The 15,655-nt window shown below is 44.5% G+C and carries 11 protein-coding genes; 5 read left to right on the top strand and 6 right to left on the bottom strand.

The genetic code is table 11. The features are described from left to right. The first annotated feature begins 157 nt into the window (after positions 1–157). Both IEV61_RS06180 and IEV61_RS06175 read left to right on the top strand, forming a co-directional pair. Positions 158–3,865: a DUF4450 domain-containing protein gene (locus tag IEV61_RS06180; RefSeq protein WP_188414796.1), complete on the top strand. Its 3,708-nt coding sequence runs from the start codon at positions 158–160 to the stop codon at positions 3,863–3,865. Next, complete coding sequence (locus IEV61_RS06175) at positions 3,858–6,005, top strand: hypothetical protein (RefSeq protein ID WP_188414794.1); 2,148 nt, start codon at positions 3,858–3,860, stop codon at positions 6,003–6,005. The genes IEV61_RS06180 and IEV61_RS06175 overlap by 8 nt, the downstream gene beginning before the upstream one ends. Before the next feature lie 34 nt (positions 6,006–6,039). On the opposite strand, the gene IEV61_RS06170 is transcribed toward IEV61_RS06175, so the two are convergent. Both IEV61_RS06170 and IEV61_RS06165 read right to left on the bottom strand, forming a co-directional pair. Continuing rightward, on the bottom strand, positions 6,040–6,489 hold the full coding sequence (locus IEV61_RS06170) for a hypothetical protein (protein ID WP_188414792.1): 450 nt from the start codon (positions 6,487–6,489) through the stop codon (positions 6,040–6,042). Beyond that, complete coding sequence (locus IEV61_RS06165; protein ID WP_188414790.1) at positions 6,486–6,713, bottom strand: hypothetical protein; 228 nt, start codon at positions 6,711–6,713, stop codon at positions 6,486–6,488. The genes IEV61_RS06170 and IEV61_RS06165 overlap by 4 nt, the downstream gene beginning before the upstream one ends. A 300-nt stretch (positions 6,714–7,013) precedes the next feature. On the opposite strand from IEV61_RS06165, the gene ku reads away from it, so the two are divergent. The 3 genes from ku to IEV61_RS06150 all read left to right on the top strand — a co-directional run bounded on the left by ku (position 7,014) and on the right by IEV61_RS06150 (position 10,869). Beyond that, positions 7,014–7,778, top strand: coding sequence for a non-homologous end joining protein Ku (ku, locus tag IEV61_RS06160; protein WP_188415072.1), 765 nt, complete (start codon positions 7,014–7,016; stop codon positions 7,776–7,778). Between the two features lie 3 nt (positions 7,779–7,781). Beyond that, positions 7,782–10,325 carry a DNA ligase D gene (ligD, locus tag IEV61_RS06155; RefSeq protein WP_188414788.1) on the top strand — a complete coding sequence of 848 codons (2,544 nt, stop codon included), beginning with the start codon at positions 7,782–7,784 and terminating at the stop codon, positions 10,323–10,325. Positions 10,326–10,431: 106 nt separating this feature from the next. Beyond that, on the top strand, positions 10,432–10,869 hold the full coding sequence (locus IEV61_RS06150; protein ID WP_188414786.1) for a DoxX family protein: 438 nt from the start codon (positions 10,432–10,434) through the stop codon (positions 10,867–10,869). 108 nt (positions 10,870–10,977) lie between these two features. On the opposite strand, the gene IEV61_RS06145 is transcribed toward IEV61_RS06150, so the two are convergent. The 4 genes from IEV61_RS06145 to IEV61_RS06130 form a co-directional block, all read right to left on the bottom strand. Beyond that, on the bottom strand, positions 10,978–13,365 hold the full coding sequence (locus IEV61_RS06145; RefSeq protein WP_188414784.1) for an ABC transporter permease: 2,388 nt from the start codon (positions 13,363–13,365) through the stop codon (positions 10,978–10,980). Positions 13,366–13,599: 234 nt separating this feature from the next. Beyond that, positions 13,600–13,953, bottom strand: a complete 354-nt coding sequence (locus tag IEV61_RS06140; RefSeq protein WP_229747054.1) for a putative quinol monooxygenase — start codon at positions 13,951–13,953, stop codon at positions 13,600–13,602. A 94-nt stretch (positions 13,954–14,047) separates the two neighbouring features. Then, complete coding sequence (locus IEV61_RS06135) at positions 14,048–14,893, bottom strand: transglutaminase-like domain-containing protein (protein WP_188414780.1); 846 nt, start codon at positions 14,891–14,893, stop codon at positions 14,048–14,050. After that, complete coding sequence (locus tag IEV61_RS06130; RefSeq protein ID WP_188414778.1) at positions 14,890–15,642, bottom strand: proteasome-type protease; 753 nt, start codon at positions 15,640–15,642, stop codon at positions 14,890–14,892. The genes IEV61_RS06135 and IEV61_RS06130 overlap by 4 nt, the downstream gene beginning before the upstream one ends. Between the last annotated feature and the right edge of the window lie 13 nt (positions 15,643–15,655).

Here is a 15,655-nt window from a genome sequence, read left to right as displayed (position 1 = left end):
TTCATTTATACACTTATTATAATCGTCATTGCCTGTCCTGTATACAGTAAATTAAATTTTGATATTTCTTAACGTTTGCACACCTTTAGGGAATTATCGCCCCTGATTTTATTTAAAGCCAACCATGGCAGGCATGCCGGTGGTCTAAGAATATATCGTGATAATAGCTGAATTTAAAAAACTTAGGGTACTGGCGTTTTTAGCCGGATGCCTGTCTACCTTTTATGGCCCCCAGGCAACTGCACAAACCACCGGTACACCCTGGCATGGTATTGAGCGGAGTATGCGTTACCGGCCCGATGGTAAGGATTTTGTAATTAACAACGGCACACGCCGTTTTAACCGGGCCATATACGGCACCAATACCGCTTTTAGAGTGGAGGCCGGCGATTTGCCTGAATTTGCCTTATACCTTTCTGGTATGGGCGGCAACCTCAAGTTAGGTATAGTAAACGGAACCGAAAGTAAATGGCTTATTAATGCGCAAAGCATCGAGGCCCGTTACCGTGCTGGTTCTATGCTGTATACCATTCACGACCCTATGCTGGGCAAAGGTAGTATTGAACTTTGGCTGCTGGCCGGTTCAACCGCCGACAATTTGCTGCTCAAAGCCGAGATCAAGGGTGCAACAGGTGTTCAACTGCTTTGGGCATATGGTGGCGCTACCGGCAAAAAGTTTTCGCGCGATGGCGACATTGGTGCCGACCCTGAATCATCTTTTTATTTAAAGCCCGAATATTGTACCAACAACAGGTATTTAATTGATCAAAACACTTTCCGGCTCGATTTTAATGCAAAGGCTACCACCGAAGCTACTCGTTACCAGAACGAGCAAAGTTTGGCTAATGAGAACCAAACGGTTGTTACCAAAAAAATAATCAGCGGTTTATTTCCGCCATCATCCGCAGCAAAACAAGCCAATGCCGAGCAACAGACTACACCTTTGGCCTTATATAACTCATCGGCCACAGGCAAACCTTTAATTTGTGGACTGATCAAAAACACCAGCCAGCCTTTGTACTGGATGATAGGCCCAGGCATCAGCAAAAGCACCTATAACGAAATTCCGAAACTGCTAAATACTGCCGAAACTGCCCGTAAGCTACTTACCTCACGTGTGCAGCTCAACACACCCGACCCTTACATCAATACCTTAGGTGGTGCTTTGGCCGTTGCAGCCGATGGCATTTGGGAAAACCCCTCGTACATGCATGGTGCTATTGCCTGGCGGGCACGGTTACCCGCCTGGCGCGGTGCTTATGTAGCCGATCCATTAGGCTGGCATGACCGGGCGTCGATGCACTTTAATAGCTACGCCCTGTCACAAATTACCAGTCCCGAAAGCGGCCCTGTAATTGCCGATACCGCTTTACACCTGGCCCGCCAGCAGGAAAAACTGGGCAACAGCATGTTTAGCAGCGGTTACATTAGCCGCAATCCAAATGGCGATATCCGCCCGCATCACTATGATATGAACCTGGTTTTTATAGACCAGATGCTTACCCACTTTTACTGGACGGGTAATGTGAACGAGGTGAAAAAGCTTTGGCCCGTTATTAAACGCCACCTCGTTTGGGAAAAACGCAATTATGACCAGGATGGCGATGGCCTGTACGATGCCTATTGCTGCATTTGGGCCAGCGATGCCCTGCAATATAGCGGCGGCGGCGTAACCCATTCATCGGCCTATAACTACCGCGCCAATAAAATTGCAGCGCAACTGGCCCGCCTTGCAGGCGATGATCCGAAGCCGTACGAAAAGGAAGCCGATAAAATTAAAAAAGCTATTGCCAATGTACTTTGGATGCCCGAAAAAGGCACTTATGCTGAGTTTAAAGATTTGTTAGGCAATCAATTACTTCACACCTCGCCGGGGCTGTGGACCATTTACCATGCTATTGACGAAGGCGTACCGGATGCCATGCAAGCCTACCAAAGCCTAAAATATGTGGATAATGAGATACCGCATATATCCATACAAGCTAAAGGCTTAACGGGTAATTATCATGTACTATCTACCACTAACTGGCTGCCTTACACCTGGTCGCTCAATAATGTGGCCATGGCCGAGAACATGCACACGGCGCTGGCTTATTGGCAAGGTGGCTGCGTGGACAATGCTTTCAATTTATGGAAAAGCACTTTGCTGGAGAGCATGTATTTGGGTGCCAGCCCAGGAAATTTTCAGCAATTATCTTTTTACGATGCCATACGGGGTGAGTTGTACCGCGATTTTGCTGATCCTATTGGCATTACCGCGCGTACACTGGTAGAAGGCCTATTTGGTATACAGCCCAATTTACTGGATAATACACTAACCATAAAACCGGGCCTGCCGCAAGAATGGAACTATGCATCGCTCAACGTACCCGATATACGCTTTGATTTTAAGCGAACCGGCACAACTGATGTATACACCATTACCTCTGCGCTGCCCAAAACATTACCTTTAAACCTCGAAATTAATGCCCGTGCCGCTCAAATAACCGGAATAACGGTAAATGGCAAACCAGCCAAATGGACGGTTAAAACCATGGCTGTAGGCAGCCCCATTATACAAATTACGGCCGGAAGTCAAAAGCAGTATGTGGTAAAAATCACTTGGGGAAGTGCCGTTTTAGACAACCAAACATTAAGCTTTGACCGCGTTGCCGGACAAAAATATTTGCAGGCGTTTGATAAAGCCAGTATTGTGAACATAACCGACCCGCAAGGCATATTGGCATCACAATCTTTCACGCTTCACAAGTTAAACTATGTATTGAAGCCGATGCAGGGCAATCATACCGCATTTATACAATTAAAACAGGGTGCACTTACCTGGTGGCAGCCCTTGGATATGGCTGTTCACCCGGAGCCGGTCGAAATTCGGTATAATTTAGAACAGCATGCTGATGCAATTCGATTTATCCTACGCAATTATGCCAATAAAGGACAGGTTGAAATCCAGGTCAATCCTGAAATTAATGAGGGATATAGCCAAAAACTTGATGTTGCATCCAATGGCGTATCCAACGAAATTATGGTTCCGCTGAAGCATCTGGTGCCGGGGAGTAATCATATCCGCCTACAATACCAGGGGCATGTTACCGATACCACCATTGTCAATTGGCACATCGTTCAAGCCACATCCAATTCCATGCAAACGGTAAATATGGCGGCAAACTTCAATGATGCCGTTACAAACATCTTCACCAACCAGTACCTATCGCCACGGCCAAAAAGTGTAACGCTGCAATTGCCCGTGCAAGGCATTGGCAACTGGTGTTATCCGTTGACCATGGCAAATATTGATGATAGCGGACTGCGCAAAGTAGCAGCAAACAATAAAAATCAGTTCGAACTGCCGCAGCATATTGCGTTTGCAACACCGGGCGGCGAGGGTAAAAATATTGCCTTTACCTCGCAGTGGGATAATTATCCGCGCAGCGTAAACATCCCCTTAAACGGCAAGGCATCACATGCTTATTTGTTAATGGCGGGTTCTACCAACCCTATGCAAACGCGGCTTACCAACGGCACCGTCACCATACGTTACCAGGATGGCAGTAGTCAGGTGCTGGCCCTGCGCAACCCTGAAAACTGGCAACCCATTGAACAGGATTACGATAATGATGGTTACGCTTTCAATACTAACGCAGCCAAGCCTTTACGCGTTTACCTCAAAACCGGCATCGCCACGCTCGACTGGAAAACCTACACCACCATAAAAGGCTTTAGCAATAAAGGCATAGATGGCGGTGCAGCCACTGTACTGGATATGTACCTGGACCCTACCAAACAACTCAAAAGTTTAGAACTCAATACCGTGGCCAACGATGTAGTGATTGGCCTGATGGGAATAACTTTAACACGAAATGAATAACCTTAAAAAAATAGCACTTTTATTAAATGGCTGCTTAGGCTTAGTGCTCAACACCCATGCACAAACACCCCAACGCATTAACCGGCAGGCCTTGGTACAGCGCCACAATGTAGAAGTTAAGGCGATGGATTCTTTAGCTTCGCTATCAGTAGGCAATGGCAAGTTTGCCTTTACGGTAGATGCCACCGGCATGCAAACCTTTCCTGAACATTACCACAAGGGGGTACCGCTGGGTACACAAAGCGAATGGGGCTGGCATAGTTTTATTGACACGGCCGGTTATAAATTTAACGAAACCCTGCGTACTTACCAGCTTAACGGCAGGTCGGTTACTTACTCGGTACAAATCAATAATCCGCAACGTAATAAGGATGCGGCTAACTGGTTTCGCCAAAATGTGCACCGCTTGCAATTAGGAAACGTGGGCTTGCTGCTCACCAAAAAGAATGGCAGCCTGGCCACGCCTGCCGATATACATAATATTGACCAGAAACTGAATTTATGGACCGGTGAGATCAGCAGCTGGTTTACGCTGGAAGGTGTGCCGGTTAAAGTTATTACGGTGGGACACCAGCAGCAGGATGTAGTTTCATTCAATATCCAATCGCCCTTGCTGGCTCAGGGCCGCTTAAAGGTGCGCCTGCGTTACCCCTTCCCTACCAATGAGTGGGGTGATATGGGCGACAATTACAAGAACCCGGGCAAGCATACTTCGGGCATCGTCAAAAATGGTGCACAACAAGCGGTAATTAAACACCAGTTAGATACCAACAACTACTTTACCCAATTAATTTGGAGCGGTACGGCATCGGTTAAAAACACCACAGCACATGAGTTTGTACTATCCCCTAAGGGAAACAGCAACCAGTTACAGGTAAGCTATTTGTTTACCCTTAAAAGGCAGGCAGCTGTCCCGGCATTTACGGCAGTACAGATTAACAGCATGCAAAGCTGGAAAGCCTTTTGGCAAAGCGGCGGTGCGGTAGATTTTTCTGGTAGCACCAACCCCAAGGCTAAGGAGTTGGAACGCCGTATTATCCTGTCACAATACCTTACTAAAATTCAATGTGCAGGCTCTTATCCTCCGCAAGAAACCGGCTTAACGTATAACAGTTGGTACGGCAAGCCCCATTTGGAAATGCACTGGTGGCACGGCATTCATTTTGCCCTTTGGGGACGGCCCGAACTGCTGGAAAAAAGTATGCAGTGGTATACCAAGGTTTACAACAACGCCAAAGCTATTGCCAAACGCCAGGGTTACGAAGGTGTACGCTGGCAAAAAATGACCGACCCTGAGGGTAACGAAAGTCCATCATCGGTAGGCGCATTTCTCATCTGGCAGCAACCGCATATTGTTTATTTCGCGGAGCTGGCTTACCGCGCTCATCCGACCGCCAAAACGCTAAATAATTATAAAAAACTGGTTTTAGCTACGGCCGATTTTATGGCTTCTTATCCTTTTTATGAAAAAGATAAAGACCGTTATATTTTAGGCAAAGGCCTGATACCGGCCCAGGAACGTTACAACCCTGAAGAAACATTTAACCCAACCTACGAACTGCAGTACTCGTACTGGACGCTCACCACAGCCCAGCAATGGCGCAAACGTTTGGGCATGGCACCCGATGAAAAATATGCCGATGTACTTGCCAAACTATCGGCCCTCCCGCAAGCCAACGGTGTTTACCTGGCGGCCGAAAGTGTGCCCGACTCATATACCAATCCCAAATTTGAAACCGATCACCCATCGGTATTAGGCTCTTTAGGCATGGTGCCTTACAATAAACGCCTGGATATGGGCGTAATGAAAAAAACCTTCGACCTGGTGTGGAACACCTGGGACTGGAAAGACACCTGGGGCTGGGACTTCCCCATGGTAGCCATGAGTGCCGCCCGTTTAGGCGACCCACAAAAAGCCATCGACGGTTTGTTTATGCCTATTAAAACCAATACGTATTTGGTTAACGGTCATAATTACCAAGATGATCGCCTAACCATTTACCTGCCGGGTAATGGCGGCTTACTGGCTGCCGTAGCCATGATGTGTGCCGGCTGGGATGGCAATACCAAATATAATCCGGGTTTCCCTAAAGATGGTACATGGAAAGTAAGGTGGGAGGGTTTGAAGCCAATGCCGTAAAACCCCTCCCCGGCCCTCCCCAAGAGGGAGGGAGCTATAATAAAGCTTTTTTTAAAGTCCTCCCTCTTGGGGAGGATTTAGGAGGGGTTGCCATAAAATCCGACAGGGTTTTATAATTCCCTTTAATACTCTCACAAAGCTCGAACAGGTTTTGAATGGCCACCTGCGTGGCCGATTGTTGTCCCCATTTGGCCAGGCAGCGCTCCCATATGTCGGTAAAATTAGTTATGCTGCCCACCACCTGCACCACGTATTGCACCGATGCTTCGGAGTTTTCAAACTCAATGTCTTTAAGTACATGCAGCTGCTTCATTAAATCATAAATGGCAAAAGGTAAGCGCTTGTTGGCGATCACCCTGATGTTGGTTTCCGCAGCGTTTACCTTCGTATCGAATGAGGGTTCAATATCTATTTTTTGTGCTTCAATATAGGTAAGCACCATTTCTTTCAACGCGGTTTGAATTTGTTGTAATTGTGGGGTCATGAGGCAAAAGCTTGGTGATAGATGTGCAAAATCTGAGTTTTTATAGGATCGGGACATCCTTCCACAAAATCAAGTTCGGGTTTGGCTTTTTCCTTATTCCCAATAATAGGCACACCCGGATGCACTACAATAAAGTAATTACTCAGCTTTGTTTTCTCGGTACGGCTAACTGTTTTTATTTGTTGACCGAACGTGTATAGGCTATGATAAAATCGGTTGTTCATGGCATAAATTTTTTAGTGTCCTGTAAACATACCCGTGCATTACAAAGCAACAACCACGCCTGTATGTGCTTGTTTTACAATGCTTTTCTCTACAAAAGTTGATAAGTTATTAACAGACGTGTTAATAACCCCTGTTTTTCTATTACGATTTTAGATGGTAATAGCTTATAAACAAGGTTATTAGTATTAAAGGCAACGATAACTACCACACATCTACCTTTCCAACTGTAAACATTAGTCAACAACAGCAAACCCATGCTTGTGTTTATTGGTTATCCATATCTAATACTTAACGTTATGATGAGGTCTATCTGGAAAGGTTCCATTGGTTTTGGGCTGGTTAACATTCCCATTAAGCTATATTCGGCCGTGCAAAACAGCTCGCTTGACCTGGATATGCTGGATGGCCGCGACCATGCACATATACGCTATTTGAAAGTTAACGAAAATACCCACAAGGAAGTGCCTTATGATAAAATTGTACGCGCCTACAAGTTGGACGATGAATATATTGTACTGGAAGAACGCGATTTTGAGGATGCCAGTCCCGAAAAAACTAAGCTGATAGAAATTGAAAGCTTTGTAGAAGCCGAGGATATTAACCCTATGTATTACGAAACCTCGTACTATGCCGAGCCCGATGCCAAGAATAGTAAGGCCTATAATCTGTTGTTGCAGGCCCTCAAAAAAACCGGCAAGGCGGGCTTAGGCCGCTTTGTATTGCGTAATACCGAAAGCCTGTGCATTATTCACCCGGTAGATAATGCCTTGGTGGTGAGCCGTATCCGCTTTTCGCAGGAGCTGCGCTCTACCGAAGATTTAAAACTGCCCGATGCCGCCATCAGCAAAAAAGAACTGGACATGGGTTTAGCGCTCATTAAGCAATACACCGAAGATTTTGATGTATCGAAATTTAAGGATGAATATGCAGATGAGCTAATGAAGATCATCAAAGCAAAGGCCAAAGGCAAACGCCCAACTATTAAGAAAATGAAGGTGGCCAAAACCAGCAGCGATGACCTTTACGACCAGTTAATGCAAAGCCTGAACAAGAAAGGAGCTTAAGCCATGAGTTTAGAAAAATATGAAGCCAAGCGCGATTTCAAAAAAACATCAGAACCCAAGGGCGGCAAGGGCGATAACAAAACCCTGAGTTTTGTAATACAGCGTCACCATGCCTCACGCCTGCATTACGATTTCCGGCTGGAGCTGGATGGCGTGCTCAAAAGCTGGGCCGTACCCAAAGGGCCCTCGCTTAACCCCGGCGATAAGCGGCTGGCTATGATGGTTGAAGACCACCCCTTTGATTACCAATACTTTGAAGGTGTGATCCCTAACGGCGAATATGGCGGCGGAATCGTGATTACCTGGGACCAAGGCACTTACGAATCATTAGCCGAAGACCGTAAAGACGATATTAAGAACCTGCATGCCGGCCTTAAGGCGGGTAACCTTAAATTCAGGCTGCATGGTAAGATTTTGCATGGTGAATTTGCCTTGGTTAAATTGCACAATGCTAATAAGGACGATGATAACGCCTGGCTCCTCATCAAACATAAAGATGAGTACTCCGTAACTGAAAGTTTTGATAGCGAAGCTTTTGTACCCGACAACATTAAGGTGCTTAAAAACAATAAAGACGGCAAAACTAAGAAGCTGCCCAAACATAAACTATTGGACATTGACTTGCCGGTTGCCAAAGAGGAGATTAAAAAAAAGAAAAAGCCGGTAGCAAAAAAAGGGGACGAAGAAGTGCATACCCGCCGTTATAAGCCTATGCTGGCCAAATTGGAGCAAAAAATATTTGACGATGATAACTGGCTTTATGAAATGAAAATAGACGGTTACCGGGCCATTGGCTATACCGGTAAAGATGCCTCCTTAATTTCGCGCAATGGCATAGAGTTTAACGAGAAGTACGAAAAAGTATTTAATTCCTTAAAAAACCTTCCTGAAAGTGCAGTGCTTGACGGGGAGATCGTTGTAGAGGATAGTCATGGCCGTAGTGCCTTTCAGGACCTGCAAAATTACGATAGCCAAAAAAATAAGCGCACGCTCAAGTACTATGTGTTCGATCTGTTGAAACTGGAAGGGCACGACCTTCGGGAGCTGCCCTTAATTAAGCGAAAGGAGTTGCTGAAAACCTTCGTAGCTACTTTTCCTAAAGATACTTCCATATTCTACCTGGAACATAGCATAGGCAATGGCACCGAGCTGTTGGTAAAAGCACAAAAACAAGGTTGGGAAGGCATAATAGGTAAAGATCCTGATAGCTCTTACGATGGTGGCCGCCGGTCTGACCGTTGGTTAAAATTCAAGATCCAGGCATCGCAGGAGGCTATTATTTGCGGTTATACGCCGCCAAAAGGCAGCCGTAAGCACATAGGCTCACTTATATTGGGTATACAACAGGGCGAAAACATCAGGTACGTGGGCAACTGTGGCACCGGCTTCAGCGGCGAAAGTTTAAAGGACTTGTTCGAGCAGTTACAGCCACTCGTAACTGACGACAAACCCTTTCCCGAAAAAGTTAACTATCATGGCAAAACTACTTGGGTAAAGCCCGAGCTGGTATGCGAAGTACTATATTCGGAATGGACAGAAGACGGCAGTATGCGCCACCCGGTATTTAAAGGCCTGCGCATGGATAAAGAAGCCGATCATGTTTTACAGGAAACACCCGACAAGCAACTGGCCGATGAAACCACAGTGACCTACGGCAAAAAAAAGGTTAAGCTTACCAATCAAAATAAGCTATTCTGGAAAAAAGAAGGCATTAGCAAAGGCGAGCTGCTCAACTATTATAAAGAAGTAGCCCCCCTAATGATCCCTTACCTGAAAGACAAGGCTCTCTCTATGCGCCGCCAACCCAACGGTATTGATGATCCGGGCTTTTTTCAGAAGGATGTGGACGAAACGCATTTGCCCGATTGGATTAAGACCGAAAAATTATACTCGGAAAGTAATGATAAGAACATCAACTACATTGTTGGCGATGATGAGGCCACACTCATGTACGTGGTTAACTATGGCTCCATAGAAATAAACCCTTGGTTGAGCAATTACCAAACGCCCGATAACCCCGATTATGTAGTGATAGATGTAGACCCGCACGACGTACCATTTACCGAAGCGGTTGAGGTAGCCTTAAAAACCAAAGAGGTGTTTGACCGCATGAAGTTGAAAACTTTCATCAAAACCTCAGGTTCCAAAGGCTTACATATTTATTGTTACTTAGGCGCACAATACGACTATGATTTTGTGAAAACCTTTGCCGAATACGCCGCACATCTTATACACGATAAACTGCCGGATACCACCAGTATTGAACGCAGTCCGGCTAAACGGAAGAATAAAACCTACATCGACTTTTTGCAAAACCGCCGCGGGCAAACTATTGCGGCACCCTACTCGGTAAGGCCAAAGCCGGGTGCTACAGTGTCTACCCCACTGAACTGGAATGAAGTAAATAATAAGCTTTCTTTGGCCGATTACACCATCTATACCATGCCCGAACGTTTAAAGAATATAGAAGACCCTTGGAAGGATATTCATAAAACTAAAGCCGATTTGAAGAAGGCGCTTTCTATATTAAAGGAACAGACTTTATAGTACTTATTACTAACGAATTGGTTGGTTTATTTAACTACATAATTTTAGCATAAAACGCAACATCTATTGAGCATGTACGTTATAAAATATACCAATTATAAACATCATGAAATTGCTCACCAAAATTCAAATTTGGGGCGATCACCATCACCCCCAGTGGTTAGATTTATTCAGGATTGCGTTAGGTGTTATCCTGATATGGAAAGGCATACTATTTGCCTTAAATCTCGATGCTTTTACGGCCCTCATGATGCAGCACCGGTTAGGGACGGCGGTTGTACTAAGTTTAGCCGCTCATTTAATTATTGGCCTGCACGTTATTGGCGGCTTCTTTATTACCATAGGTTCGCACACCCGCTTATTTTGCCTGTTAAACCTGCCTATATTAATAGTAGCTGTGCTGTTTGTAAACCTGAGCCAGAATATTTTTAGCCCTTACGCCGAGTTTTGGCTCTCCTGTTCGGTATTGGCAGCCTTAGTTTGCTTTTTAATTGAAGGCGATGGCGTATGGTCGGTAGAGCATCAAAATGAAATGGCTGCTTAAAGAGAGCTAACATTAAAATGAAGCAGAATAGTACACCTAATTTATAGTAGCATGTTTTGTTGTGCCTAATAATTGAGATACATCTTACAAGCAACTAATTGAGTGATGCTATTCTGTTTTTAAACTTTTTACCGGGTTGGCTAATGCTGCCTTAACCGATTGGAAACTCACGGTAAGCATGGTAATTAATAACGCGCCCAAACCGGTAATGATGAAGATCCACCAGTTAATTGCAGATCGATACTCGAAACTTTGTAACCAGTTATGCATAAAATAATAAGCCAGCGGAGTGGCAATTACTAAAGCAATAACTACCAGGCCGGCAAAATCGAGCGAGAGTAAACGCCATAAACTAAATACCGAAGCCCCTACAACCTTACGGATCCCCACTTCTTTAACCCGCTGCTCCACCATAAACGAAGCCATGCCAAATAAGCCTAAACAGCTAATAAAGATGGCCAAACCGGCAAAAAAGCTGGCCAGTTTACCAATGCGCTGTTCGTTGCCAAATTTGCGATCGTACTCTTCATCTATAAATGTGCCGGCAAAGGGCTGTGCAGGATTGTATTGTTTAAACACTGCTTCAATTTTACTCACAGCATCGGCTGCACTCATTTTAGGGTTCAATTTGAGCAGTATTACGTAATTAAGCGAGGTGGTTAAATCATAAATAGCAGGCCTTATTTGCCCGTAAGGAGATTGTACCACCATATCTTTAACCACACCAATGATAGTACATTTATGGCCATCCCAGGTAATTACCTGCCCAACAGGATCTTTTAAATTCATAAACTTAACAGCCGTTTCGTTAACTACTAAAGCGGTAGAGTCTGTGGCAAATGCCTTGGAAAAATCACGACCCTGTTTAATGGTCCAACCAATGGTTTTACCATAATCATAGGATACATCGTTGGTGGGAAAGTCTACGCTCATGTTGGGGTCTTTGCCCGGCCATTCAAAACCGCTGCTGGTTGAGCCATAATATGTAGGCCAGCTGTCACTTTCGGCCATGGCAGTAATTGCTCCGCTGTTTAGCAATTGATTATTCACAACCTCAAAATGGTTGTGAATATCGGGGGTTACGGTACTCACGGCCAGCAGGCTGTTGGCGTTGTAACCGATAGGCCGGTTTTTAGCATACTGTATTTGCCTGAACACTACAATAGTACCAATAATGAGCGTTACAGATACAGTGAATTGTATTACTACCAATACCTTACGCGGCAATCCGGCCATACTACCCATACGGAAAGCACCTTTCAGCACTTTTACCGGCTGAAAAGAAGAGAGATAAAATGCAGGATAACTGCCGGCAATTAAACCGGTTATTAAACTAAACCCTATGGATAATAGCCAAAATACCGGGTTGCTCCATAACACATGAACCTGTTTATCGGCCACTTCATTAAAGAAAGGTATACTTAATTGGAGCAGCATTACTGATAGTACAAATGCTATAAACACACACAAAAATGACTCAACAAAGAATTGGTAAACCAACTGACTTTTTAACGACCCTATAGCTTTGCGTATGCCTACCTCTTTAGCCCGCTTTTCGCTGCGGGCAGTGCTTAGGTTCATGAAATTAATACAAGCCAGCAGCAATACAAATACACCAATAATACCAAACAGGTAAACATATTGTATGCGCCCGCCTATGTTAATGCCATTTTTAAACTCACTGTATAAATGCCATTTAGGCATTGCCTGTAAAAACAGGGCAGGCTTCTTTTTTGCCAGTTCGGCATTTACCTTACGTAGCTTTACGTCCCTTATTTTTAAAGACACCTTGTCCATATCGGCGTTGTCTGCCAGTTGCACGTAGAGCGAAAAAGCGTTGGGTCTCCAGGGGTCTTCGGCCGTTGATATCCAACTGCTGGTATTAAAATAAAGTTTCCAAGGCGCCATAAAACCCATATTGGCAAATCTGCTATTGGCGGGCATGTCTTCATAAACGCCTGCTACCTTTACATTAATACGGTTATCCAGTTTAATTACCTTGTTGATAGGATCGGCGTTGTCAAAATATGACTTGGCTGTTTTTTGAGATATTAAAATAGAGGTTGGATCTTGTAACCCATTACGGCTACCTTTTACCATCTTGAGGGAAAGCAGTTCTGTTATTTGAGGCTCAAAATAACTGCCTAAAACATATAGCTTTTTATCGTCTGCGGCTAATATATGGTTACCAAATCCCCCGGCATTGAGTACTATATATTTAAAATCATTGCTGTAATTTTTTCTTAGCTCATCTGCAAGCGGGTAAGGTGTATCTTCCCAGGTTTGTATCTCACCGTTGTTTTTAACGTTTTGCATTACCTGCGCAACACGATCATAATTTTTGAAACTGGTATTATAAGTCAATTCATCCCATATCCACAAACCAATAAGCATAGCCACTGCCATACCTACTGATAGGCCTGCAATGTTAATAAACGAATGCATTTTGTTTTTCAGGAGATTACGCCAAGCCGTTTTAAAGTAATTTTTGATCATAACAGGAGATTACTTACCACATAGTAATGATATTCATGCCATAGTTATAACCACTTGAAAAACAGATAACTACATTAAAAAATACTAAGCAACCTGTATCAGTAACGCACACTCGAATGTACGCTTACGGGGCGGCAAAGCATTGCCATATGTGAGTTGCTTAGATATTCCGTACGATGTAAGTAAATAGGTATAGCGCATAACATTATATGGCATCCAGCAAATGTGCTGAAACTACATACCAGGTTTCTTGGCTACGCCAATAATATCTACATCGGTAAGTTCGAGCGACTTTACCATATGCGCTACCGTGGTTTTATACTTTTTAAAATGAGGCGTTTCTATGTGTGCTTTGTAGGAAGCCATATTGGCGTAGATCTCGAAAATAGTGATGCTGGTATGGTCTTTTTTATCGGCAACGGCATAGTAAGATAATACCCCCGGCTCTAAACGTATGGCCGTTTCCATTTGCTCTTTTAAAGCTTTATTATATTGCACCAACTGCCCGGCATCCACCCGTACTTTGGCCACCCGTACTACCTGATCTTGCTGTTGTGCTATGGCGTTTTTATTAAAAATAAAACTCATCAGGAGAACAACTCCAGCTACTAAAAGCCTGTATTTGGCTTGGCTTCGTCTTGACATAAACTGATGAATTAAGTTCATTACTTCAATTTTATGTTTACAAATAGGTTAACCCAGCAGGCTTTTTACCGTCATAAAATACCGGCTCAAAATCCTCATCGGCCAGTTCGCAGGAGGCCGAGATGGACAGGAAGTTAACGTTGCCAAAAATCGTGGCAATGGAGGCATCGGCAGCATCGCGGCCGGTGGCTATTTTAACCAGCCCGTTAAGGGGTACCAGTTTGGTGGCATCGAAAATAACCCAATCACCGCCTATAAAGGCTTCAAAACAAGCATGAAAATCGGGCGGATTAAGCTGATAGGCATAGCCGGTAAAGTAACGGGCAGGTATATCTAAAGCGCGGCAAAGCGCAATACCCAAGTGTGCAAAGTCACGGCAAACACCGGCCTGCTCGGTCACGGTGTCATAAGCCGAGGTTTGCGAATTGGTAGAACCGCTCAGGTACTCCACATTGTCATGGATCCAATTGGTTAAAGCCAGCACCTTTTCAAAGGCATTATCTATTTTGCCAAACTTGTTGTGTGCAAAACGGAATAACTTATCCGACTGGCAATAACGGCTGGGGAAAAGGTACGGCAACACAGAGGTATCCATGTCCATTACCGGCACATGGGTTAGCAAATTGCCAGCCGTTTGCTTGTAAGAAGTATCAATAACAGCGCTGTAGTTAATATTAACAATGGCAGGCTCGGTAACTTCCACACGAATGAAGCGATTTTCGCTGTGTTGTGGTGTTAACTCTTCTATCTTGTAATACGGATCAATTAAAAAAGATTCCTGAAGCACGGCTTGGGCCGGTGTACGCAGGGCATGAATATTCAATATAAAGGTAGAAGGTTCTCTAACCTCATACCCTAACGCGCCCATTACCTTAAACTTCATACTTTTTTACGCTTTTTCGTGCTCTTCCCTAATTTACCGAACGCCGTATCCATCCATTGGTTTGAAATGTTTTTAAGTGCTCCCTTTAGTTCTTTATCCCATTGCGCCGATACGCTCTCCAGATCTTCCTTTTCGTAATGATGCTCTATGAGGTTAAAACTATCGGCCTTATAAAGGGCAACATCAATTGGAAAATCTACATCGGCAGCACTAATACGGGTAGAATCAAACGATAAGAACCCGGCTTTGAGGGCCAGCTTCATGCTGCAATCGTTAGTTAATATCCGGTTTAATATAGCCTTGCCCTGGGCAGCGTTACCAATAATAACGTAAGGTGCACCATGCCCCAGTTCTACCCAGTTACCTTCAGGGTACAGCAGAAAAAGCTTGGGTTCTTCGTCGTCTTTCATCTGGCCGCCAATAATGGTGTTCAGGTTAAACTTGAACCCTGCTTTCTCCAGCGTTTCGCGGTCTTCTTCGCCTACACGCCGTACCTGTTCGCCAAAAGCATTTACGGCCTTATACATCTTGTTGATATCGTCCAGCCCATGTTCCATCAGTTCATCAAAATAAACAATGGCTTTATCGCGCACCGAGCGCAGTCCACTGGTCATGATAAATAAGGAGCAGCCCTCTTTTTGCAGGGTGAACAACTTTTTTTTGATGGTAACATCGGTTCCGGAGGTAATGCGGGTATCGGCAATGGCCACCAGGCCTTCTTTAACTTTAATGCCCAAGCAATAGGTCATGATACAATATTAT

Source organism: Mucilaginibacter galii, from assembly GCF_014635825.1.
GTDB lineage: Bacteria > Bacteroidota > Bacteroidia > Sphingobacteriales > Sphingobacteriaceae > Mucilaginibacter > Mucilaginibacter galii.
The sequence above is the reverse complement of the archived record's forward strand: the minus strand, read 5'-3'. Positions and strand labels throughout refer to the sequence as shown.

Excerpts from the sequence above, each read along its gene's own strand:
- ligD (WP_188414788.1), top strand. The coding sequence starts at position 7,782 with ATGAGTTTAGAAAAATATGAAGCCAAGCGCGATTTCAAAAAAACATCA.
- IEV61_RS06165 (WP_188414790.1), bottom strand. The coding sequence starts at position 6,713 with ATGAACAACCGATTTTATCATAGCCTATACACGTTCGGTCAACAAATA.
- IEV61_RS06175 (WP_188414794.1), top strand. The coding sequence starts at position 3,858 with ATGAATAACCTTAAAAAAATAGCACTTTTATTAAATGGCTGCTTAGGC.
- IEV61_RS06170 (WP_188414792.1), bottom strand. The coding sequence starts at position 6,489 with ATGACCCCACAATTACAACAAATTCAAACCGCGTTGAAAGAAATGGTG.
- IEV61_RS06135 (WP_188414780.1), bottom strand. The coding sequence starts at position 14,893 with ATGAAGTTTAAGGTAATGGGCGCGTTAGGGTATGAGGTTAGAGAACCT.
- IEV61_RS06140 (WP_229747054.1), bottom strand. The coding sequence starts at position 13,953 with ATGAGTTTTATTTTTAATAAAAACGCCATAGCACAACAGCAAGATCAG.
- IEV61_RS06145 (WP_188414784.1), bottom strand. The coding sequence starts at position 13,365 with ATGATCAAAAATTACTTTAAAACGGCTTGGCGTAATCTCCTGAAAAAC.
- IEV61_RS06130 (WP_188414778.1), bottom strand. The coding sequence starts at position 15,642 with ATGACCTATTGCTTGGGCATTAAAGTTAAAGAAGGCCTGGTGGCCATT.
- ku (WP_188415072.1), top strand. The coding sequence starts at position 7,014 with ATGAGGTCTATCTGGAAAGGTTCCATTGGTTTTGGGCTGGTTAACATT.
- IEV61_RS06150 (WP_188414786.1), top strand. The coding sequence starts at position 10,432 with ATGAAATTGCTCACCAAAATTCAAATTTGGGGCGATCACCATCACCCC.